At 38.4% G+C, this 22,259-nt stretch carries 21 protein-coding genes; 5 read left to right on the top strand and 16 right to left on the bottom strand.

The genetic code is table 11. The annotated features are described in order from the left end of the window. Window positions 1-66: 66 nt before the first annotated feature. Window positions 67-1,395 carry a dihydroorotase gene (locus tag ACYVFA_RS22600; protein ID WP_460474139.1) on the bottom strand — a complete coding sequence of 443 codons (1,329 nt, stop codon included), beginning with the start codon at window positions 1,393-1,395 and terminating at the stop codon, window positions 67-69. 285 nt (window positions 1,396-1,680) lie between these two features. Between ACYVFA_RS22600 and ACYVFA_RS22605 the strand changes: the two genes are divergently transcribed. Then, the gene (locus ACYVFA_RS22605) at window positions 1,681-1,983 is read left to right on the top strand and encodes a LytTR family transcriptional regulator DNA-binding domain-containing protein (protein ID WP_460474140.1); all 303 of its coding nucleotides are present in this window, start codon (window positions 1,681-1,683) and stop codon (window positions 1,981-1,983) included. A 20-nt stretch (window positions 1,984-2,003) separates the two neighbouring features. Next, a complete protein-coding gene (locus tag ACYVFA_RS22610) occupies window positions 2,004-4,250 on the top strand; it encodes a S8 family serine peptidase (RefSeq protein ID WP_460474141.1) in 2,247 nt (748 codons plus the stop codon). 85 nt (window positions 4,251-4,335) lie between these two features. Here ACYVFA_RS22610 and ACYVFA_RS22615 read toward each other — a convergent pair whose 3' ends face one another. The 14 genes from ACYVFA_RS22615 to ACYVFA_RS22680 form a co-directional block, all read right to left on the bottom strand. Next, the gene (locus ACYVFA_RS22615; protein ID WP_460474142.1) at window positions 4,336-4,959 is read right to left on the bottom strand and encodes a response regulator transcription factor; all 624 of its coding nucleotides are present in this window, start codon (window positions 4,957-4,959) and stop codon (window positions 4,336-4,338) included. Further along, the gene (locus ACYVFA_RS22620; protein WP_460474143.1) at window positions 4,956-6,812 is read right to left on the bottom strand and encodes a tetratricopeptide repeat-containing sensor histidine kinase; all 1,857 of its coding nucleotides are present in this window, start codon (window positions 6,810-6,812) and stop codon (window positions 4,956-4,958) included. The genes ACYVFA_RS22615 and ACYVFA_RS22620 overlap by 4 nt, the downstream gene beginning before the upstream one ends. 377 nt (window positions 6,813-7,189) lie before the next feature. Beyond that, window positions 7,190-8,461: an aspartyl protease family protein gene (locus tag ACYVFA_RS22625; RefSeq protein ID WP_460474144.1), complete on the bottom strand. Its 1,272-nt coding sequence runs from the start codon at window positions 8,459-8,461 to the stop codon at window positions 7,190-7,192. A 181-nt stretch (window positions 8,462-8,642) separates the two neighbouring features. Then, the gene (gene trpA, locus ACYVFA_RS22630) at window positions 8,643-9,419 is read right to left on the bottom strand and encodes a tryptophan synthase subunit alpha (protein WP_460474145.1); all 777 of its coding nucleotides are present in this window, start codon (window positions 9,417-9,419) and stop codon (window positions 8,643-8,645) included. Window positions 9,420-9,505: 86 nt separating this feature from the next. Next, entirely contained in the window at window positions 9,506-9,841 is a 336-nt protein-coding gene (locus ACYVFA_RS22635) for a Dabb family protein (RefSeq protein ID WP_460474258.1), read from the bottom strand. A gap of 86 nt (window positions 9,842-9,927) precedes the next feature. Then, window positions 9,928-11,136, bottom strand: a complete 1,209-nt coding sequence (trpB, locus tag ACYVFA_RS22640; RefSeq protein ID WP_460474146.1) for a tryptophan synthase subunit beta — start codon at window positions 11,134-11,136, stop codon at window positions 9,928-9,930. Between the two features lie 33 nt (window positions 11,137-11,169). Then, on the bottom strand, window positions 11,170-11,808 hold the full coding sequence (locus ACYVFA_RS22645; RefSeq protein WP_460474147.1) for a phosphoribosylanthranilate isomerase: 639 nt from the start codon (window positions 11,806-11,808) through the stop codon (window positions 11,170-11,172). Between the two features lie 109 nt (window positions 11,809-11,917). Further along, on the bottom strand, window positions 11,918-12,706 hold the full coding sequence (trpC, locus tag ACYVFA_RS22650) for an indole-3-glycerol phosphate synthase TrpC (protein ID WP_460474148.1): 789 nt from the start codon (window positions 12,704-12,706) through the stop codon (window positions 11,918-11,920). 31 nt (window positions 12,707-12,737) lie between these two features. Continuing rightward, window positions 12,738-13,724, bottom strand: a complete 987-nt coding sequence (trpD, locus tag ACYVFA_RS22655; protein WP_460474149.1) for an anthranilate phosphoribosyltransferase — start codon at window positions 13,722-13,724, stop codon at window positions 12,738-12,740. Between the two features lie 14 nt (window positions 13,725-13,738). After that, window positions 13,739-14,305, bottom strand: coding sequence for an anthranilate synthase component II (locus ACYVFA_RS22660; protein WP_460474150.1), 567 nt, complete (start codon window positions 14,303-14,305; stop codon window positions 13,739-13,741). A gap of 71 nt (window positions 14,306-14,376) precedes the next feature. Then, window positions 14,377-15,801, bottom strand: coding sequence for an anthranilate synthase component I family protein (locus ACYVFA_RS22665; protein WP_460474151.1), 1,425 nt, complete (start codon window positions 15,799-15,801; stop codon window positions 14,377-14,379). Between the two features lie 5 nt (window positions 15,802-15,806). Next, complete coding sequence (locus tag ACYVFA_RS22670) at window positions 15,807-16,238, bottom strand: PH domain-containing protein (protein WP_460474152.1); 432 nt, start codon at window positions 16,236-16,238, stop codon at window positions 15,807-15,809. Between the two features lie 232 nt (window positions 16,239-16,470). Then, window positions 16,471-16,863 carry a hypothetical protein gene (locus ACYVFA_RS22675; RefSeq protein ID WP_460474153.1) on the bottom strand — a complete coding sequence of 131 codons (393 nt, stop codon included), beginning with the start codon at window positions 16,861-16,863 and terminating at the stop codon, window positions 16,471-16,473. A gap of 5 nt (window positions 16,864-16,868) precedes the next feature. Next, window positions 16,869-18,266 carry a Gfo/Idh/MocA family protein gene (locus tag ACYVFA_RS22680; RefSeq protein ID WP_460474154.1) on the bottom strand — a complete coding sequence of 466 codons (1,398 nt, stop codon included), beginning with the start codon at window positions 18,264-18,266 and terminating at the stop codon, window positions 16,869-16,871. A 66-nt stretch (window positions 18,267-18,332) separates the two neighbouring features. Between ACYVFA_RS22680 and ACYVFA_RS22685 the strand changes: the two genes are divergently transcribed. After that, a complete protein-coding gene (locus ACYVFA_RS22685) occupies window positions 18,333-18,539 on the top strand; it encodes a hypothetical protein (protein WP_460474155.1) in 207 nt (68 codons plus the stop codon). Between the two features lie 40 nt (window positions 18,540-18,579). On the opposite strand, the gene ACYVFA_RS22690 is transcribed toward ACYVFA_RS22685, so the two are convergent. Then, window positions 18,580-20,082: a glycoside hydrolase family 32 protein gene (locus ACYVFA_RS22690; RefSeq protein WP_460474156.1), complete on the bottom strand. Its 1,503-nt coding sequence runs from the start codon at window positions 20,080-20,082 to the stop codon at window positions 18,580-18,582. Window positions 20,083-20,312: 230 nt separating this feature from the next. On the opposite strand from ACYVFA_RS22690, the gene ACYVFA_RS22695 reads away from it, so the two are divergent. Both ACYVFA_RS22695 and ACYVFA_RS22700 read left to right on the top strand, forming a co-directional pair. Next, window positions 20,313-21,353: a DHH family phosphoesterase gene (locus ACYVFA_RS22695; protein ID WP_460474157.1), complete on the top strand. Its 1,041-nt coding sequence runs from the start codon at window positions 20,313-20,315 to the stop codon at window positions 21,351-21,353. 60 nt (window positions 21,354-21,413) lie between these two features. Further along, window positions 21,414-22,256: an FKBP-type peptidyl-prolyl cis-trans isomerase gene (locus ACYVFA_RS22700; RefSeq protein WP_460474158.1), complete on the top strand. Its 843-nt coding sequence runs from the start codon at window positions 21,414-21,416 to the stop codon at window positions 22,254-22,256. Window positions 22,257-22,259: the final 3 nt, after the last annotated feature.

The following is a 22,259-nucleotide window of genomic DNA, read 5'->3' on the forward strand; positions in this document are numbered from 1 at the left end:
AACGCTATACTTCTCACATTTGTTACAAATCGCTCTCCGTAAAACTGTTAATGATGCGTTAATGGATTAACGCGCAAATCTCAGTCTTTGTCCTTTTTTACTCTCATCAAACTTGCCATTTGCATAGACAATATTCCCCGAAACAATGGTATGCGTCACTTTTGAATGGAATTCTGTCCCTTCAAATGGCGACCATGCGCACTTGCTATATAAGCTGTTTTTATCAACCAGAGTAGTTTCATTCAAATCAACTAATGTTAAATCAGCCCAGTAGCCTTCTCTGATATATCCACGACGCTCAATCTGAAAACAGTCGGCTACAGCGTGCGACATCTTCTGCACAATCTTTTCGAGGGATATTTTACCTTGTTTATAGAACTCAAGCATCACATTCAAAGAGTGTTGTACCAACGGTAAGCCTGACGGTGCCTGCCAGTAAGGTTGCTGTTTTTCTTCCCATGTATGAGGCGCATGGTCAGTAGCAATTACATCGAAATGGTCATCCAATAAGGCTTTTAAGAGATTCTCTCTATGGTCATGCTTAATCGCAGGATTACATTTAATCTGATTGCCCAATCGCTTATAATCTTCGGCATCAAACCATAAGTGATGCACACATACTTCAGAGGTAATATGTTTTTCTGAAATAGGACCGTTAGCAAATAAAGGTATCTCTTCACTGCTCGAAATATGCAGAATATGTAAGCGCGTTTTATGCTTTTTCGCTAATTCGACGGCCATTGAAGAAGATTTATAACAAGCCTCCTCATTTCTGATAATGGCGTGAATATCATAAGGCGGGTTATCACCATATAAGGTTTTAAATTCTTCGAGTCTGGCTTTTACAGTTGCTTCATCTTCACAATGGGTTGCAATCAAGGCTGGGAAATTGGCAAATACTTTCGATAATACGTGCTCGTCATCGACCAACATATTCCCCGTAGAACTTCCCATAAATATCTTCAAACCACATACATTCTGAATATCTGTACGCATTACTTCATCGTAATTATCGTTTGATGTTCCCATGTAAAAAGAGTAGTTCGCTAATGAGGTCTCGGCACCTATCTGATATTTATCGGCTAATAATTCCTGCGTAAGCGCGTTCGGAACAGTATTGGGCATTTCCATAAAACTGGTGGTGCCACCTGCCACAGCTGCTTTGGCTTCTGTGTAGATGTTAGCTTTATGCGTAAGACCCGGCTCACGGAAGTGTACCTGGTCGTCAATTATGCCTGGAAGTAGGTATTTGCCAGTTGCATCAATGATACGGTTGGCTTTCAGGCTAGATAAATCTGAACCAATCTGGTCAATAAAGCCATCTTTAATGAATACATCGCGTGGTTCAATTTTTCCTTCATTTACCACCAGGGCGTTTAATATAAGAATAGTCATGGAGTACTAAAGATAAAGTCCGGCACGAAATTAATAAATAAAACTAGCAAGGTCTTTATAAGAAAGATATAAGTTGAAGTATAGTAGAAAATTGAATATGATTTTTTGTTATTGCGGTACTGCCCACACGCGCCTAAAACAAGGGTTTCCCCCTATTTCTCACCATACTTACTTATTTTACTTTTGTGATGTTGATACTACTTCAATCAGCATTGCTTATAATGAAGCTTCTGAATTGCTGAAGTATAAACTAACCTAATATTTAACCCAACAAGTACAAACTGTATGTTCACGCCTATTATTAGAAATTCAAGGATTTTAACTCCTACTGAAAAAAGTGCCATTATCTACATTAAGCATTTGGGTAATCAACCTTATAATGAAGTAAAATTTGACTGTGGAAAAAAAGTAATTGTTAGCTATAGTCTTAGCTACTGGCATAGTGTATTTCAGGACTTTAAGCGGATTAACAAGGGAGTTCTGATAAATCCGCAGAAAATCATTAGCCCTATCACAAGCGTTGAGGTTGAACTCATTGATAATTCCCGGTTTACTTATTCACGTCGTAAATACAAAACTCTCTCATAAATTTTAGTCCCTCTTTAATCATGAAAAAAACATGTACTTACCTATTATTGCCTTTTCTTTTGGGCATTTCCCTATCAGTGAAAGCACAAACTGAAGAAGAAAGACAAAAAATAGTTCAATCATATACTAATGGCAATGCCCGTGTGAGTATTGCTGCTTTGGTGCAACAATCACAAAGAAAATTTGAGCAGGAAGAAAAGAAAGTGGAAGCGTTTTTAGTAAAGAATCCACTACAAAGCCGAAGTTTCGTTAAAAATAACTCTTTATATTATCTGAAATATATTGATACCAAAGGTAATCCTGTGTACATCAATACAAAAAACAGGGCCTCGGGCGAATTGATTAAAGCCAATCAGTTATATAGTGGGGGGGCTGTTGGTGTAAATATTACAGGAACTAATATGGTTGCTGGTATATGGGATGGGGGACAAGTGAGAGCAACTCATGAGCTGCTGTCAGGGAAAGTAGCCATGCAGCCAGGACAAACAATGGATGGAAGTGGAGATAATTATAAAGGGAATAATCACCAGACTCACGTGTCAGGTACTATAGTTGGAAAAGATATTGCTAACCAACCATCGGCACGTGGGATTGCTTATGGGGCAACCGCCAAAAACTATGACTGGGATAATGATTATACAGAGATGACCACGTTTGCAGGCCAAGGATACCTGATTTCTAACCATTCCTATGGCTATACCAATGGCGAGGGAGACCCAATCTGGCGGTTCGGTGCTTATGATGCGTCGTCTATAGCCATAGATGCTGTTGTAAAAAACGCGCCAAATTATTTACCATTTATAGCCGTAGGGAATGAGCAAGACCCTAATGCTATGGACGACAATAATAAACATATGAACGGTAACTGGACAAAATTGGGCTTTGATATGGTCACGGGGACCTCTGCTGCCAAAAACGTGGTAACAGTAGGAGCCGTAAATGGCGATAAAACTATGTCGAGTTATAGTAACTGGGGTCCAACCGATGATGGACGTGTAAAACCTGATATAGTAGCTAAAGGTACAGGGATTAACTCTTCTTTATTTGCTGATGAAACCACCAATATGCCTTCTGATAATGCCTATAGTGGCAATGGTGAGGGATCGAGTGGTACTTCTTATGCTACACCTGCAGTAGCAGCTTCAGGTTTATTATTACAGCAATATTACAATAGCCTTAATAGTGCTTATATGAAGGCATCTACACTAAAAGCCCTGTTGCTAGGTACTGCAGAAGATTTAGGGCAACCCGGCCCTGACTCTAAATTTGGTTGGGGATTAGTAAATGTGGAGAAGGCTGCCAATGCGATTAAATACAGAAGCTCGTCAGTAAGTCCAGCTAGTCAGTCATTTACAGATGCTTCCAGCAAAGGAGCTTATATCGAAGAAATTACTTATAATCCGACTAATAACTCTACGGCTGAAATGTATAGAAGTGTAAGAGCAAGCGGTTGTGAGCCACTAATTGTATCAATTGCCTGGACAGATGATGAGGGTACAGAACAAATGGAAGAAAATGGAGTAGACCCAACAGCTAGCAGAATGGTATATGATTTTGATATGTTGGTAAAAAACATAGGTACCAATGCCGAATCTCGCACATGGAAGCCAGTCACGATGGCTAATAGAACAGCGGCTGCTACTATTTCAACTACGTGGTTTGATGGTAATGGCAATAATTATAAACAGGTTAAAATCACTAATCCAACACCAAATCAAGTATATCGGATTGCTATCAGAAAAAAAACGGGTTCTCCATCAGATGCAAGAATGGTTTCATTGGTGGTTACCGGAACAATGATGGCTGCACCAGCTGGTAATGCCAGTCAAACACTAGCTGACGGTTCTACGCTTGCAGATATTGTGATTACTGGCACAGGTATTAAATGGTATAATGCAGCTACAGATGGTACTTTGCTAGACAATTCAACACCATTAGTAGATGGCACTACTTATTATTCTTCACAGACTATTAATGGTTGTGAGAGTGCCAGATTGGCTGTAACGGTTACCATTAATGGCGAGGGTACACCTTGTCCGGCAACACTTACCCTGGTAAACCCAACAGATAATGTGTTTACCGGTACGAATACTTTAAGAGCAAGTAATTCTATTACAGCCAGCAATGTTATTTCTGGTACTGCCAAAATAACAATGACGGCAGGTAATAAAATCGAATTGAAACCAAGTACAAATGGTGGAGGTAACACTTTTGAAGTAGCTAATGGAGCAGTATTTCAAGCGAGTATCGGTGGTTGTGCGAATTAATGAGTAGATGTTATTTCCTTTTAGAAATACCATCTTGTTTGTTAATATCTGATAGGGGTTCAAAATTTTGAACCCCTACATTTTGTCATTTAAAATGCTTGGTCGCCCATATCAGCAGAATATTCTTCTCTTTAGGCAATTCCAATTTTTGAATAATATTAGTGCGATGTCCTTCAACTGTTTTCTCTGAAATAAAGAGCATGTCGGCTATTTGTTTAGAGGTTTTTTGTTGGGCTATCAGTTCCAGAATTTTCTTCTCCGTAAAAGTAAGTTTCTCAAGGGCATAATTTTGCCCGGAAGAATGGTTGTCAATCACTAAATCATTTGCTAGATTCTTGCTGATATACTGTTCTCCTTTTTTTACTATTTCCAGGCATTTCTGTAATTCATCATGGGCATTTTCTTTCAGAATATAACCAGATACGCCCCATTGATTGGCTTTTTTGAAAATTGTCATTTCTTTATGCATGGTCAGAAGAATGACTTTTGTGGGTAGTTTCTGGCGATAGACTTTTTCCAAAACTTCAAGTCCATCCATTCCAGGCATATTAATATCTAAAATAGCAATAGTAGGTCGATGTGCTAGAATCAGATTGAAGGCTGTTATTCCATTTGAGCAGACGTCTTCTATTTTGTATCCTAAAGTCTCAACAAAAACTTTGGTACCCATCAATGTCAATGGGTGGTCGTCAGCAATGAGTATTCTCATATTTTCGTAGAGATGTTGATTGTAATAATTGTACCATCAGTCGAAGAATTAATTTGCGCCTCTCCGCCAATTACACGGCTCCTTTCAATTATATTGTGCAACCCAAAAGCTTTACCGCCATTAAGAGCTTCTTTTACATTAAATCCCTTACCATTATCTTTTATTTCTATCAATATATTTTTGGGGTTTTCATCAATCGTAATTTTGGCTGCGTAGGCATTAGCATATTTAATAATATTGCTCAGCGATTCCTGAATAATCCGATAAATCTGTAACTCATTAGCCGAAGTAAGTGAGCCACTATAATTCATTTCGGTACTTACGAAAAAATTGTTCTGGTTTTGAATCCTTTCAACTAGTTGCTCGATATTAGGTATTAAGCCAATTTTATCAAACATAACTGGATGTAAATTCCGGCTGATGCCTCTGATATCATTAATAATTGTATCAATTTTATTACTAACGGCCTTAATATCCTGACTTAAAGCTGATTTCAGATTCAGTAGTTCGTGACTGATACTATCATGCAAATCTCCGGCAATACGTTTACGTTCTTCTTCTGTATTTTCAAGAAGTTGCTTGGTAAAATTAGCACTGCTTTCTTTTTCTTGTTTTAGTATTTTTTGCCTTTGCCATAAACTATAGGCTGCTGCTGCTGTTACTAGGCTAATGATAGAGGCAATCAGTAGTGCAATAAAAGTATTTTTCTGAGTCAATTCTTTTTTCTGTAACTCTATCTGTTGCTCTTTTTTTTCAGTCTGATACTTCCTGTCAAACTCTTTTACTTTTATTCTTAGAGTTTTATTGGTGAGGCTATCGTTTGCTACTTTTTCGCCTTCCAGATATTTTTGGGCTGCTTTATAGTCTTTTTTCAACAGAGCGTCGCTGCGCAATATCTGATTAAAAAGTATAAGTCTTAAATAGTCTTCATTTTCTTGAAGTTCGGGGATTTTTTTAATATAAAAATCAATACTTTCAGACGGCTTTCCTGTTTTTTCATCATATTCGGCCACAGCATTGTAATAATAATCGGTTGTAGCTCTATTAACTATTTTTAAGGCTAGAGGCCTTAATTTATCAATTATTTTCTTAGCTTCTGGAAGCTTACTATCATGAACTAACTTAAATGCATACCAGCTATCGACCGATAGTATATCATTTTCTGTTTTCTTACTCCATTTTCTGAATATCTTGACGGTTGAATCTATAAATGGATATAGATTCGGATGTTCCATCTGATTATAAAGAGTAATTTTATTTAAACAAATTGTCATTAAGGCATTGGTATCCCGCGTCATTTTTACAATTTTAAAGCCTTTATTTTCATATTTTTCTGCTTCTGAATAATCATCCTGATAACGATAAATACAGGCAATTCCGGAGTAAGTGGCAGCTTGAAAAGCACTGTCTTTTTGATTCTCAAACATTTCAAGTGCTTTGAAAGCGGAGTTAAGCGATTGTTCGAGTTTTCCATTACTAAGATAACAGAACAATAGATAATAGTTTAGCTGCGCCACATTCTGATGCGTATAATAATCTTTAGATGGAATAATACCTTTATTGAGGTAAAATATACTGCTATCATATTGGCCAATATCGCAATAGCTATTGCCTATATTTGAATAAATACCGGAGATGTAGCGGCTCGAAATTTTCGAGCTATATTTGTTTAAAAAATTAATTGAAACCCTGACAAACGCAGAATCGTAAATCGCATTTTTATAGAAGTTTTTACCAGTTAAAAATACTATCTGAGCTGCTGAATCAATTTTATCCTGAGAAATCAGGTGATTAAAGCGCTTATAAAAAAATGGCATAAAAGTGCTATCGGCAAAATTTTCCTGATTACTCAAATATTTAGCATATGTATCGAGCTTTTCTTCTGGGAGTTGTCGGTATTGGACATTATATGTTTCTTGTTCCGAACAAGAAATAAAACTTATAGTAATTATGAGTAATGAAATAAATAATCTCAGCATAGGGTATATATAATAGGTCAGAGCTTATATAAGGATAATTAAAAGGTCTTTAAAAGAAGTGCTCAATCAAAATTAAAATATTTTTTTTAAATATTTCTTTGTGGTCTGAAATCGGGGGTTTCCCCTTATTTAGCTTTACTCAATTCTGCCGAGCAGATACACTTAGTTAAAAATAAATAAGGTTATATATTAGACAAAACGGGATAATTGCGACGCAATTATCCCGTTTATAAGTTCTTATGTCAATACGTTTAAATCATTCTTCGTAGCTTAAAGCTGGCAAATTTCAGTTCTCCTTTACGTCTGATAAATAATTCAACATCTTTCCCTTCTTTTCTTGACAGGATTTTGTAAATCTCGCTGATAGCCATCTCTTTTACATTCTGGTTATTCACGAAAATAATCTCATCGCCTTCCTTTAAACCCGCGTCATAAGCCGGAGAGTTTTCAATTATTTTGTTAATGTAATACTGATTAAAATTGTCTCCTCTGGCACGAACATCCATGCCGCTCATATCATGTTCAAAGGTTTCTTTGATGCGATTCTTGATAGGTTTCAGAATCATATAGCCATCTCTATAATTGAGCGTTACAGTGAAACGTCTTAACAATTCGCAACCGATACTTCCTTGCCTGCCTTGGTTACTCGGAGGGAATTTCATACTGAAAGAAAGGCTATCAGGGAATGAAGCCAGAATATCTTTCATTTCAAGCGTACCCAGACGAATTTTATCAACTCTACCAATGTGGCCGTTTATTTCGCCATTCAGTCCTCTACCTAAGTTGGCTCTCATGACCTTGCCTGGTAATTGGATGGGGTCATTTTCTTTGGTGCTTAGTAGAAGCGCGTGCCCTGCTCCGGTATCAATCACCAATCGCATTGGTATTTCCTTATTATCGTTACTCACCATTGCGATGGCATCGGTATAAGGTTTTGATTGGGTTAAAACGATTGGATAAATAGTACCCATTGACCTCTTGTACTTAAACTTGTTAGGGTCTGTAAGCGAAAGCATTTTGTGCTCGAAGTCAATAGTAACTACAAAATTGCTAAAAATGTCGTGCCCGAAAATACCATGGATAGGTACACCCAAAAATTCTGATAGTTTCAGCACATCTTCATCTAACACAACAATGTTTTGCTGTGTTGCCACTATATCTCCCATTCTAATCGTATGCCCTACCGATACATTCGCCATTAAATCTCCTCCTTCGCCTGCGCCTGTTACTTTCACTCTACGTACATATTTCACGTCTAGTGTGAGGGCTCGTTTGGGGTCAGTTACAATGGTTGAAGTTACCCCCGTATCTAGTATAAATCGTAGGGTATCTGAATCGTCAAGTGTAGCTTTTAAAACGATAAGATTAGCATGTAGGTCAAACGGGAATTTGGCAAATTTCTGTTTTTTCCCTCTAAAATGATACCCATATCTGGTATCTTTCTTCCTGTCTTTTTGAGCAAAAGCCAACTGGCTAGTAATCAAGAAGATAGCTATTATGCAGAGTTTATAAAACTTTTCCATAGCTATAGCCTTTTCTAAAAATATAGGTATTAAAATTCTAAGGAAATTTAGAACATATTTTAGAGAAACAAAAGATTTTTCAAAAGAGTTTTCACATTTGAACTAATTTTGAACGCCTTTTGAACGCTTTTTTGAGGAAAAAGGCTAAAAAATGAATATGTTACTCTAAATTTCCTTGTACTCAACCTATTTTTACAGATTTTATGTATTCTACCACATCAGTTTTGATGTCTGAGGCTGCTTGTAAAACACGAATAAACTGGCTACCGATGATGGCTCCTGCGGCATATTCTGAGGCTTTTGAGAAGGTTTCGTGGTCTTTTATACCAAAACCGATTAATCTTGGGTTTTTCAGATTCATGGCATTTACACGGTTGAAGTAAGCTTCCATTTCTTCAGAAATACCCGAAGTTTTTCCGGTTACACTGGCGCTGCTTACCATATAAATAAAGCCATCTGAAATCTCGTCGATACGGCGTATACGAGCCTCTGTGGTCTGTGGGGTAATCAGGAAGATATTCAGCAAACCATATTTATCAAAAACAGGCTTATACTCTTCATAATATTCGTCCATTGGTAAGTCTGGAAGAATCATTCCATCCACGCCAACTTCCTGACATTTCTGACAGAAGTTCTCGATACCAAATTGTAAAACCGGATTGATATAACCCATCAGAATAACTGGTATCTGCACCTTTTCGCGCATACCTTCTAGTTGCTCAAAAAGTACTTTCAGGCTCATACCATTATCCAGGGCAACCTGGTTTGATTGCTGGATAGTTTCACCATCTGCCACAGGATCAGAGTAAGGCATACCGATTTCAGCAATATCTGCTCCCGCTTCCTGCAATGCTTCCAATATTGGCATTGTATCGTTTAGCGTTGGATAGCCTGCCGTGAAATAGAGATTCAATACGCTATGAAGCTTAGTTTGAAAAAGCGCTGTAATACGATTCATAAGTAAAATGAGATAAAATAATGCGAAGAGAAGAACCAGGCGAGCATAACCTGTTCGATATACTATTGCTCGCCTGATAGAAGATATTATTTACTAGCCCAATAATCAAGTACCAGAACTTTGTCTAAATGTGGCCCTAAAACGCCAACAAAAGCTTTATGTGCCGGATGAGGCAGATATACTTCACGGTCTTTTTCTGATTTGAAACTTACGAAGAATAGGTGAGTAAAGCCTTGGTTCAGGTTTTCAGGGCTGTTATTAGTTCCCCATTCGAAATCAGCAATTTCTTTAATCTGGCTTGGTAAAGCCTTGAAAGCCTCTTCTACTTTCTTGATGTCCTCTGGACTACTTGTATCTTTAAATTTGAATAAAACAGCGTGGCGAAGCATTTTCGCTGGCTCTTTTTTTTGTGCATTTGCCATGTAACTGAATGAAAATAAAGCGATGATTAATAGGAGGTTTTTCATTATTTATTTTGGATATTTATTTGATTGAATTAAATCTTGAATTATAGATATTTCATATAAGTAGCCAAGTCCTTATCACCACGACCAGAAAGATTGACAACTACTGTTTCGTTTGCTCCGGCATTCAGGTATTTCAAGACACTAAGTGCATGAGCTGATTCTATGGCAGGAATAATTCCCTCTAATTTGGTTAATTCAAAACCTGCTTCAATAGATTCGTCGTCAGTAATAGCATAGAATTTTGCTCTGCCTGAATCCCATAGATGGGCATGCAATGGGCCAATACCCGGATAATCTAATCCGGCAGAGATACTATGTGGTTCTACTACCTGACCGTCTTCGGTTTGCATCAGAATACTCTTGCTACCATGCAAAACACCCGGCTTGCCTAAGAATGTAGTAGCTGCCGACATACCCGAATGAATCCCATGTCCACCTGCTTCGGCTGCAATCAGTTTTACATCTAATTCATCCAGGAAATGATAGAATGCTCCGGCAGCATTAGAGCCACCACCCACACAGGCAATTACGTAATCAGGATTTTCTTTGCCTGTTTTTTCTAAGAGCTGAGCGCGCATTTCTTCTGAAATAACCGATTGGAATCTGGCAACCATATCAGGATATGGATGAGGGCCTACCACGCTTCCGATAATATAATGTGTATCTACCGGGTTATTAATCCAATGTCTTAGTGCTTCGTTTGTAGCGTCTTTCAATGTTTTTGAACCACTGGTGGCAGGACGAACCTCTGCACCTAACATTTTCATACGAGCCACGTTTGGTGCCTGACGTTGAATGTCAATTTCTCCCATGTAGACGATACACTCTAAGCCCATCAAGGCACAAACAGTTGCTGTAGCTACGCCATGCTGACCTGCACCTGTTTCGGCTACTATTTTGTGTTTGCCTAAACGTTTGGCTAATAATATCTGGCCGATGGTATTATTTACCTTATGAGCTCCTGTATGGCACAGGTCTTCACGTTTCAGGTAAACATTGGTTTTATATTTTTCCGACAAGCGAGTAGCATAATATAGAGGAGTTGGACGACCCACATAATTCTTCAACAAATCCTGAAATTCTTCCTGAAAATCAGCCTGATGAATAATCTGAAGATAGTTCTGTTGCAATTCTTCTACATTCGGATGTAACATTTCAGGAATATAGGCTCCACCAAATTTTCCGTAATAGCCTTTTGCATTTACTGCAAAGGCTGTTTCTTGTCCTTTATGCTGTTCTGTACTCGTCATCTTTTTAATTATTTTTCTATAGTAAATTTTCTGTCATACCTGCACACTTTTTCGCTCTTTCAATTTTGCAATCAGTTCCGCTATTTTGTCAATGTCTTTCACACCCGGTTCAACCTCAAATTTGCTGTTTACATCAAGCGAGTAAGGTTTAGGCGTAATGCTTGCCAGTTCGTCCAGATTATCAAGGCTGATACCTCCGGCTAAGAAATAAGGCTTCTGGTTATCATACTTTTTCAGAACGCTCCAATCGAATGGTACTCCGTTGCCACCGTAACCGTCTCCTTTGGCATCAAACAAAAAGAAATCAACTTGTGGTTTGTAGTTGTTCAACTGGCTGAAAATAAATGATTCATCTAAACGGAATGCCTTGATAATATTCACACCCTTGGTACGTAGGCTTTTGCAGAAATCAGGCGTTTCGTTGCCGTGCAATTGCACATAATTAAGCCCGTATTTTTTGACATTCTGCAAGATGTAGTCAACCGTTGGGTTGACAAACACACCTACTTTTCTGATTTCTCTGGGAATTGACTGAAGCAATTCAGCATCTAAAGTATTACCGACGAATCGCGGAGACTTATCGTAAAAAATAAAGCCGATAAAGTCAGGTTTTAATTCAACAAGTGCTTTAATGTTTTCGGCATCACGCATGCCACATACTTTCAGTTTCATAAAAAATATTTCCTTGCCCCCAAAGGAAATTTAATTTTACTCATACTCGGGACAAAAGCATGAATTTTAGAAAAACCTATAAAAAAGACGTCAAAATTAACATTTTTTCTTAGATTTTAGCAATAAATTCAGCGAGTTTTGCACCCGGATTCTCGTCTTTCATAAAGGTTTCACCAATCAGAAAACCTTTGTAGCCGACTGCCTTCAATTGGTTAATAGTTTCAGGCTGACTGATGCAGCTTTCTGAAATCTTCACAATCCTTGCCGGAATTTTATCCGCCAATACCAAAGAAGCATTCACATTATTCTCTGCAAAGTTTTTCAGATTTCTGTTATTCACCCCAATAATATCTACATTCTCCAGTGGACTTCCCTCTAATTCTTCTTGATCATGAATCTCCAACAATACTTCCAGACCCAATTCATGTGCTTTCTGGCTTAGTTCTTCTATCTGAGCAGGGCTTAGACAAGCGGCTATCAAAAGAATAACATCAGCGCCCCAAGCTTTGGCTTCATACAATTGATAAGTATCAATCATGAAGTCTTTTCTGAGGATAGGTATATCTGGATTAGCTGCTCTGGCTTTAAGAATATCTTCTTTTGCACCACCGAAAAAATCAGTATCTGTCAGCACCGATAAGCCTGATGCGCCTGCTGTGGCATAGCCAGTGGTTACAAATTCAACTGTTAGTTGGTCGTTGATAATTCCTTTTGATGGTGATTTGCGCTTATGCTCAGCTATAATTCCGGAAGAGCCATTAGCTTTTAATCTCTCACTCAATGAAATGGTTTTTCTTGAAAAAAGCGGTTCTTTAGCTAAATCTTCAATCGAAATATTTGATTTGGCTTCGGCTACTTCTATGGCTTTTTGTGCAACTATTTTATCTAAAATGGTCATGTCTTAGGTATTCAATGGGTAGTTTTATGGCTTATTCTTCAACTAATTTTTTTAAGGCATTCAGGGCTTTTTTACTCTCTAACGATTCTTTGGCTTGCGCAATACCTTCGGCAATACTGATTCCTCTGGCTACGCTCAAGGCTACTCCGGCATTGGCTAATACTACATTGGTCTGTGCTTTGGTGCCTTTATTATTCAATATATTTACCAGAATGTTGGCTGAATCTTCTAAGGTATTACCTCCGTGCAAATCTGATTGATCGGTTAAATCAAAGCTGAAATGCGAAGGGGAGTGTACGAATACACCGTGACGAGTACCTATATTAAAATCGTTAGTAAAAGAAATCTCGTCGTACCCCCCTAAATCATGGATGATGCCAAACTGTGCTGCTGTACGGTTGAATAATTGGGTATATAAATCAAATACTTTCATATCATATACACCCGTCAACTGTTTTTGCACTTTGGCAGGATTCAATAAAGGCCCTAACATATTGAAAAAGGTCTTCATCGCTAATTCTTTACGGATAGGCCCAACGAAACGCATAGCCGGATGAAACAAAGGTGCGTGCATATAGCAGAGGCCTGCTGTTTCGATTTTGCGTTTCAGGAAATCGGTATCATTGGTGAATTTTACGCCTAAATATTCCAGAACAGTACTTGAACCTACTGCAGAAGAAACTCCATGATTCCCATGTTTGGCAATGGCTTGTCCGGCTCCGGCTACTACAAACGCCGAAGTGGTTGAAATATTGAATGTATCTTTACCATCGCCACCTGTGCCACATACATCCATTGGGTCAAAATCAGATAAATCAATCGGTACGGCTAGTTCTAGCATAGCTTGTTGGAAGCCCTCTAATTCTTCTACTGTAACGTCACGCATCTGAATACCCATCAGAAAAGCCGCAATCTGTGAATTATTGATTTCTCCTCGTCCGACTTTCAATAAAGCTTCCTTCGCTTCTTCGCTGGATAGTGTTTGATTATGTAATAAAATCTGCAAATACTGTTTCATTGGAATAATAGGTATTAATTTCTTAACCAGTTTTCAACCATTTTTACCCCATGTTGTGTGAGGTAGGCTTCCGGGTGGAATTGTACGCCTCTGACATCATATTTGGTATGGGCTTCTGCCATTACAAAGCCTTTTTCGTCTATGGCTGTTACTTTTAGTTCGTCAGGCATAGTTTCTGGTACAACCGTCCATGAGTGGTAGCGGCATACTTCTATTTTTTCCGGTACGCCTTGAAAAAGCTTTTCGTTTGTATCGGTGATGATACAAGAGGTTGTGACGCCATGCAGTACGTCACCCATATTATGTAGCTTAGCGCCAAAAGCTTCTCCAATCGCCTGATGACCTAAGCATACACCAAAAATGCTTTTCTTAGGCGCGTATTCTTTAATTAAATCAAGCATAATCCCTGCTTCCTCCGGTATGCCCGGCCCTGGTGAAAGCAGAATTTTATCATACTGAGCAACGTCTTCTAAAGCTATTTTATCATTTCTGAATACATCTACGTTTCCACCCAGGTCTTTCAGGATATAGACCAGGTTATAAACGAATGAATCATAATTATCAAGAACCAGAATTTTCATTTTATTATCAAATAATTTAGTGAATGAGTGATTTAGCGATTGAGTGATTAATCTTTTCTGTTCTCCATCCTCTATATTTCGCTTGCCATTTCAATAGCTTTTCTCAAAGCAGCCAGTTTCAGATGAATTTCTTTCATTTCCAATTCAACGTCTGATTTTGCTACTACACCCATACCTGCCTGATAGAATAATGTATTGTTCTTGCTCAGGAATGTACGGATAGCAATGGCATGATTGAAATTACCTTTGAAATCCATAAAACCAATGGCACCTCCGTAAATACTACGATTAGTTGGTTCGAATCGGTTAATGATTGTCATGGCATTGTGTTTAGGTGCGCCTGAGAGCGTGCCAGCCGGAAACGTATCGGCTACTAATTGTAGTGGATTCGTTCCTTTGTGCATTTTTCCGGTTACTTTTGAAACCAGGTGGATTACGTGGCTGTAAAACTGTACTTCTTTAAAAATATCTACTTTAACCGAATCTGAGCTTCTGGATAAATCATTGCGGGCTAAATCTACCAGCATCACGTGTTCTGCTGATTCTTTAGGGTCGGCATGTAATTGACGGGCTAATTCTGCATCGCTTTCGTCGTCGCCTGTGCGTCTGAAAGTACCTGCAATCGGGTGAATTTCGGCCTGACCATCTTTGATATAAATCTGTTTTTCGGGTGAGCTTCCGAAGATATGATAATCGCCACCGTCGAAATAGAATAGATAAGGAGAAGGATTAATAGAACGAAGGGCACGATAAACATTGAAATCATCACCTTCAAATTTTCTTGAAAAACGTCTGGAAGGAACTATCTGGAAAACATCGCCGCGTAAACAATGACCGATACATTTATTGATGATGTCTCGCATATCATCGTCGTTGATATTGGTCGTTTCTTCACTATCTGCTTTAAATTTCGAATTAGTAACTTTTGGATTTTTTACAAAGAACTCTAGTGTTTCCAATCCATCCTTGGCAGGTTGAGGCTCTTGCCCTTCCGGTGTATAAGTATGTTCAAAAATATATAATTCGTCTTTGAAATGGTTGATGGCAATCACATATCGGTAAACACGATACAGGATTTGTGGAATGGTCGTTTCGGCACTTTTTTCCTGTATTTCAATATCTTCAAAATATTCAACCGAATCGTAAGTGATGTGTCCGAATAAACCATTGGTGATAAAATTGAAATCACTTTTAGGCATTTCGAACTGGGAAGCAAAACTCTGCAAAACGCCTACTGCTTCTTTGTGATTGGCTAATGGAAACTCGTTTTTGGTGCCATCCGGGAATTTCTGAGTAACAATGTCATTATCCAGAACGAAACTGGCTACTTCGTCGCAGGCAATATAGCTGAAACTATTGTGCATGGCGTGGTAATCGGCACTTTCGAGAATAACCGAATGCGGAAAGTGATTGCGGATTCTTTGAAAAATCCCGACCGGAGTAAGCATATCGGCCAATAAACGTTTGTGACGGGTGGTTATACCAAACTTTTGCATTTCTATCAGAGGTTTGTGCTAATATTTTTGTTAATCAATTTCATTGCTTGAATGAATTCTGCTTGCCTTTCAGGCGAAATAATGACAGAATCATAGGTATTATAAAAAACTTCAATTCTATGCTTTATTGATAAAGCCGGAGAACTAAGTGGACTATTAGTCTTTTCTATTTTCCGGATTTTCATGATATCAATTTTCTGGTTAATTATGAATCCACAGACAATCTTTAAAGTATTCCCCTCAATCTGGTAATAAGTTCTAAATAATAAACTCAGAATTAAAGCTATTACTATTAAGAGAATAATTGCCCCTCCCCAGAGTTGCTTTATGGCCATCATCACCAGTAATACCACCAGAAAACCTAGTAGCGGGGCGAAAAGCCAATAACTTATTTTTGAGTTAAATCTTTGCATAATGGCATAAAAAAAGCGGCTCACAGGATGAACTGTAAGCCGCTGAATATATTTTGATTTCTCAATACATAGCTACGCTGTTCATCCTTTGTCGGAAGAACGCCACCACCAGATGTTAGCTATGATATTGTGTTGAGTCATTGTCTTTGTTTACTATCTTGTTACAAAAGTATTGAGTAATTTTTTAAAACAAAATTTTTTGAGATTTTTTTTATTTGGTGGATTGATGTAAAATCTCACAACTTAGAAGCCTAGTTTATTTATACGTATCAATAATCCCCCCATTCTGAAAAGACACTTCTTTTACCAGACTGGCAGCATTAAAATACAGCAACATAGACCGAGAATTGGTCGGATTCTGAATATGTTCGCATTGGGGGCCTTTTTCCAGAAAATAGACAAACACTTTTTCGTTTCGTCGGCTCAGAATCTGATAATCGTATCGGCCGAAGTTTTCAATAATCTGGTTTTCGGTTAAGCCTAATATTTTAGGTCTTAGCGCTTTTAGAGGGTCAATCAACTTTACTCTTTTATCTTCACACCCCCCTCTGTCAGTCTTGAAGCTCTGTAAATCAAAATTACCCAAATCTGCTTTCTTATTTTTACAGGCACCTAGTGCCAACAAAGCAATTATTAATAGTTTACGCATTTTATTTAAATTTTTACTTCTACCATCTGTTTACCTAAACGACTTTTTTCAGCCATAAAACCCATGACATGACTTTCGATAGAGGCATCAATGGTTGATGTTAATAATTCTGGTTTATTCTGGGCTACTGCCTGCACAAAATTGCGGGCTAAGCCATAGTCTCCTCCGGCATGGCCTGATGCCTGACTTTTATATTCGGGCAATTCGCTGGCTCGCCATTTAGTATTTTGCTTGGTACGAAAATCATAAGTCTGAATCTCATCCATGTCTCCCCAAACTTCACCCTGCGAAAACATCAGGCGGGTTTTACGTGCTTCAAAAGAAGTAAAAGCTTCCATCGCAAAATTAACCGTCACGCCTCCCTCAAATTCCATCGAAGTTGTGTAATGATCGGGTTGGTCATTATCCATTCTATAAACGCAACGACCATAGGGAGAAGTTTTCAACTTCTCTAAAATTTCATCGCCTTGCTTAGCTGGGTCATCAGTTACATCCAATACTCGTACACGCAGGCGTTGTTTATGATAAATGTTAAGAGCCGAGAATGCACAGGTTGGTTCTGCCTTACAACCATCCGTACAGCGCTCGGTACTGCCTTCAGGAGCATTTTCTTTTTTAAACCAGGTCAAAGAACCATAGGCTGCCACACTTTTACAAGGCTTACCGATAATCCAACGGAGAATGTCTAGATCATGACAAGATTTTGCCAGAATAATTGGATTGGTATCTTTTGCTACGTGCCAGTTGCCCCGAACATACGAGTGTGCCATGTGCTGGTATTCAATACCCTCTAAGTGATTGACACTGATTAATTGGCCGAACTGTCCGCTCTGTGCAATTTCTTTCAGTTTTCTGAAATAAGGTGTATAGCGCAATACATGACAAACAGCAATGATTCTTTTAGTTTTTTTAGCCATAGCCAATATATCCATACATTCCTGATAGGAGGGAGAAATCGGTTTCTCGAGTAATACATGATAACCCATTTCCAGCGCTTTCATGGCTGGGCCATAGTGCAGCGTATCAGGTGTTGAGATAATGATGGCATCGGCAAATTTCGGAACCTTAAAAACATCTTCCCAGGTTTTAAAGCGATTTTGCTCGGCTATATTATGGTCTTTGGTAAACTTATCATTTCTGAACGGGATTGGCTCTGCTACCCCAACTATATCTAATTCATTCGGAAAAGCCAGCGCAAAACGGCCATATACATTACCTCGGTTGCCCGCCCCTAAAACAATAGCAGTCACAGGTTTTTCGAGTGTAATATATCGGTCATCATGAGGTATTTCGCTCAATTCTTCCGAATGATTTTCTGCCAGAGAATCTGTACTCATGAAAGACAAACCGCCCGCAGTCAAGCCAAAGGTTTTAAGTATATCGCGTCTTGAAAAACTGTCCATAGTAGGGTAGAATCGTTAAAACTTGTTACATTTGCAAATATAGTACAAACACAAATACTTAGATTGATGCAAGGGAAATTAGCAAAAATATTACCTGTTGTAATGTTGATTAGCATGATATTGATTACAGCTGCTGTGCTGGTAACGTATTATACGGGCAAGCCGGAACTGGCACTTCGAATCCAGAAAATTCAATTCTATGCGGTGGGTATAGGAACAATAGTAAGTTTGTTTTTACTATTTAAGCAACGCCAGCAAAAGAAAAAAAGCTGAATAAACCATCTCGTTTATTCAGCTTCTCTTTTTAGAATCATTAATTATTCTGCCATTCCCATACTTTCAGCTTTGTTACTTTGGCCCTGCCGTCTCTGCTGAATAATTGCCAGTTGCCGTTACTTCCATCCGGATAGACAAGGCTTGTTACAACTGCCTGTCCATCATTGCCAAATACTTCTATCGAAGACTGGTCAACAAAAATCAATAGTCTTACAGTGCCTCTGTCAACTTTCATAGGGCTGGCATCCATTGATGCAAAATTAGGTGCTATGACTTTACCCGAATTGATACGGTTAACATACAATTGTTCACTGTCTTTCTGGTAGCCTATCAAAGTTTCCTGATTACTTGCCGGATTCTTCATTACTTTCACACCTACTTCTCTGGCATTGCCTAATTCAAATTCTACATCAATCATATAAGAACTAGGCTGGTTGTTCCACATCATACCATTATCTTCTTCAATACCCATTTCTTCCATCTGTACAATGCCTCGCCAGTTTTTGGCTTTTAATACTTCCTCAGCAGGTTTTTGTATCAATCTTAATCCTTCCCGTGTTCTTTTTAATGAAATCTCTCTCGGGATACTCATTTGCCCTTTCCAGGGGAAAGTTGGTAGGGCATCGGTATAATTCCAGCTTGCCATCCAGCCTAGCATAGTTTTTTTAGGGGCATTGTTGAAAGGAATGGCCGCATAAAAGTCCTTGCCATAATCTACATAAAGCTTTGTGTCAGCCGGATTATCGTTCGTAAAGGTTTTTCCATCAAAACTGCCAACAAAGTATTGCATCCCTATAAAATCCTGATGCGGGCCGTTGGATGATAACATTAATACCCACTTTGTGCCTTGTTCTCCTTCGATTGGTAATTCTGTAAATGAGGGACACTCCCACATTTTTCTTAAGTCACCCTGTTTGCTGAATTCGCTTAATAGAGTCCAGTCAATCAGGTTTTTTGAGCCGTAGAATTGTGCTTTAAATTCAAGCGGCAATACCACAACCATGACCCATTGCTTACTTGGCTCATGCCAGAACATATTCGGGTCACGGAAATCTTTGATGGGCTTTTTATCCGGGTGGGGAGCTGGAATAATAGGATTGCCCTGATATTTTGTCCAGGTTCTGCCTTTATCGATAGAGTAAGCCAGATGTTGATTTTCTTTTTTGCCATGATAGTCGGCGGTATAAATAGCCACCATGCTGTTTTTGCCAAAGCCGCTTGTATTGTCTTTGTCAATCACAACACCACCCGAAAAAATCCATACGGAATCTTCAGGAATGGCTACTGGCAGATGCTCCCAGTTTACCAGATCTTTGCTTATGGCGTGCCCCCAACTCATATGTCCCCACTTATTCTCAAACGGGTTGTGTTGATAAAAAATATGCCATTCTCCATCATGATACACTAGCCCATTCGGGTCGTTTGTCCAGTTTTTAGCAGGTGAAAAATGAAAATTCGGCCTCCATTGTTCGGTGGGTGTTTGTTGTGCGCAAGCTACATAAGAGCCAAGCATGCACAAGGCAAGGATAAGGTTTTTCATAGGAAAAAGATTAAGGAAATCTATTTTACAAACATAAAAGAAATAATCAATCATTAGGTATCCAATAGCTTAATTATCTTATTTTCATTAAATATTGAAAATTCAGAATATTTTAATTGTTCTATTTTTTAAGATAATATTGAAGTTTCTATAAAAAATATATAATCAGGCGTTTACATTATTTTCGGCTTGTTTGTTTTCCCGTCATTACTTTGTACCTTTGCGCCGCTATGCAAGAGTTTTTCACAGATTCAGTACAAAAATTACAAGAATTTAACGATTTATTGGCGTCACCCCGAAAAATTGTTATCACTACTCATCAAAACCCAGATGCCGACGCACTTGGTTCATCGTTGGGTTTAGCTTCCTATTTAAAGAAAAAAAATCATGCTGTAACGGTTATTACACCTACCGATTACCCGGAATTTCTGGAATGGATGTCGGGTGAGGAAGATGTAATTAATTTCGAAAGTGATAAACAAGAGCTTGCCAAGCAATTAATAGCTGATGCAGAGATTATCTTTTGCCTTGATTTTTCGGCTTTAGGGCGCATCAAGAGCATGGAAGAATATGTAAAGAAAGCATCTGCCCAAAAAGTATTGATAGACCATCATCAACAACCGGAAAGTTTCGCTGATTTCATTTTCTGGAATGAGAAGGCGGCGGCTACCTGTGAGTTAATCTATCAATTAATAGAAATTCTTGGCGATAAAGCATTGATTGATGTTCCTTGTGCTGAATGTTTGTATGCAGGTCTGGTAACTGATACCGGTTCTTTCCGATTTGATAGTACCACCAAAGATTTGCACAGAGTAGCGGGAGAACTGATTGAAATAGGTGTGGAAACTAACAGCATACACCGAAAAATATTTGATAATAATTCTTTAGATCGGATTCAGTTTTTAGGATTTGCCATCAGCCAAAAATTAGTCTATTTACCTGAATATAGAGTCTCTTATATGACTATTTCTAGCGAAGAATTAGCAAGATATGGTTCTAAAAATGGCGATACTGAAGGAATTGTGAATTATGGGCTGTCAATTAAAGGTGTAGAAATGACAGCCATGATGGTAGAGAAAGATGGCATGATACGTATTTCTTTCCGCTCAGTAAAGGATTTTTCGGTAAGTGAATTTGCCCGAAATCATTTTAATGGCGGTGGGCACAAAAATGCGGCAGGCGGGCGTTCTTACGAGAGTCTGGCTAAAACACTTGAAAAATTTCTTAGTCTTTTGCCTCAATACAAAGCGCAGTTATTAAGCGGCGAATAAGTAGATAACTAAACAGCGAATAAATATCTGATTACGTAATATATTATAACAATAAATTTCATGACAAAATTTTTGAAACCTACATTGGGTATTGCGGTAGCAACAAGTTTGCTTTTTTCTTGCGGTGATTTTAAAGTAACCCAAGAGGCCGATGGCTCAAAATATCAGATCCATGAAGCAGGAGATGGTAAAACAAAAGCAAAAGAAGGTGATATCGTAACTTTTGATTTAGTAATAAAAGCGCCTAACGATACAGTATTTACAGACACATATAAAAGAAAAGAGCCGATTACGATGCCTATTCAAAAAGGTGCGTTCAAAGGTTCATTCGAAAATTCATTGACACACTTAACCGTAGGTGATAGTGCAACAGTTTTAGTAAGTGCCGATTCATTATTTATGCGTGTGCAACAACCATTACCTCCTGGCGTACCAAAAGGTTCAGATATGAAATTTATCGTCAAAATTAAAGCGATTCAGACGATGGCTCAATTCCAGAAAGCACAGGAAGAGAAGAAAAATAATGAAGTAAAATTGATGGAAAATTTTGCTAAGAAAAACTTCCCTACGGCTACTAAAACGCAATATGGTATGTATTATGTCGTTTTAAAAGAGGGTACCGGTGCAACCATTCCTAGTGGAAAAACCGTCAAAGTACATTATACAGGAAAATTGATGAACGGAACTGTTTTTGACAGTTCAATTGGCAAACAACCAATTGAAGTTCCGATAGGTCAGGGTGCGGTAATACCAGGCTGGGAGCAAGCATTGATGATGATGAAAAATGGAGAAAAGAGTATTTTCTTTATTCCGTCAAACTTAGCTTATGGTGAGCAAGGTAGTGGCCCGATTCCACCATTCAGCCCATTGATTTTTGAAATGGAAGTTATCGATGTGAAATAAATA

This window comes from Emticicia fontis, assembly GCF_054779675.1.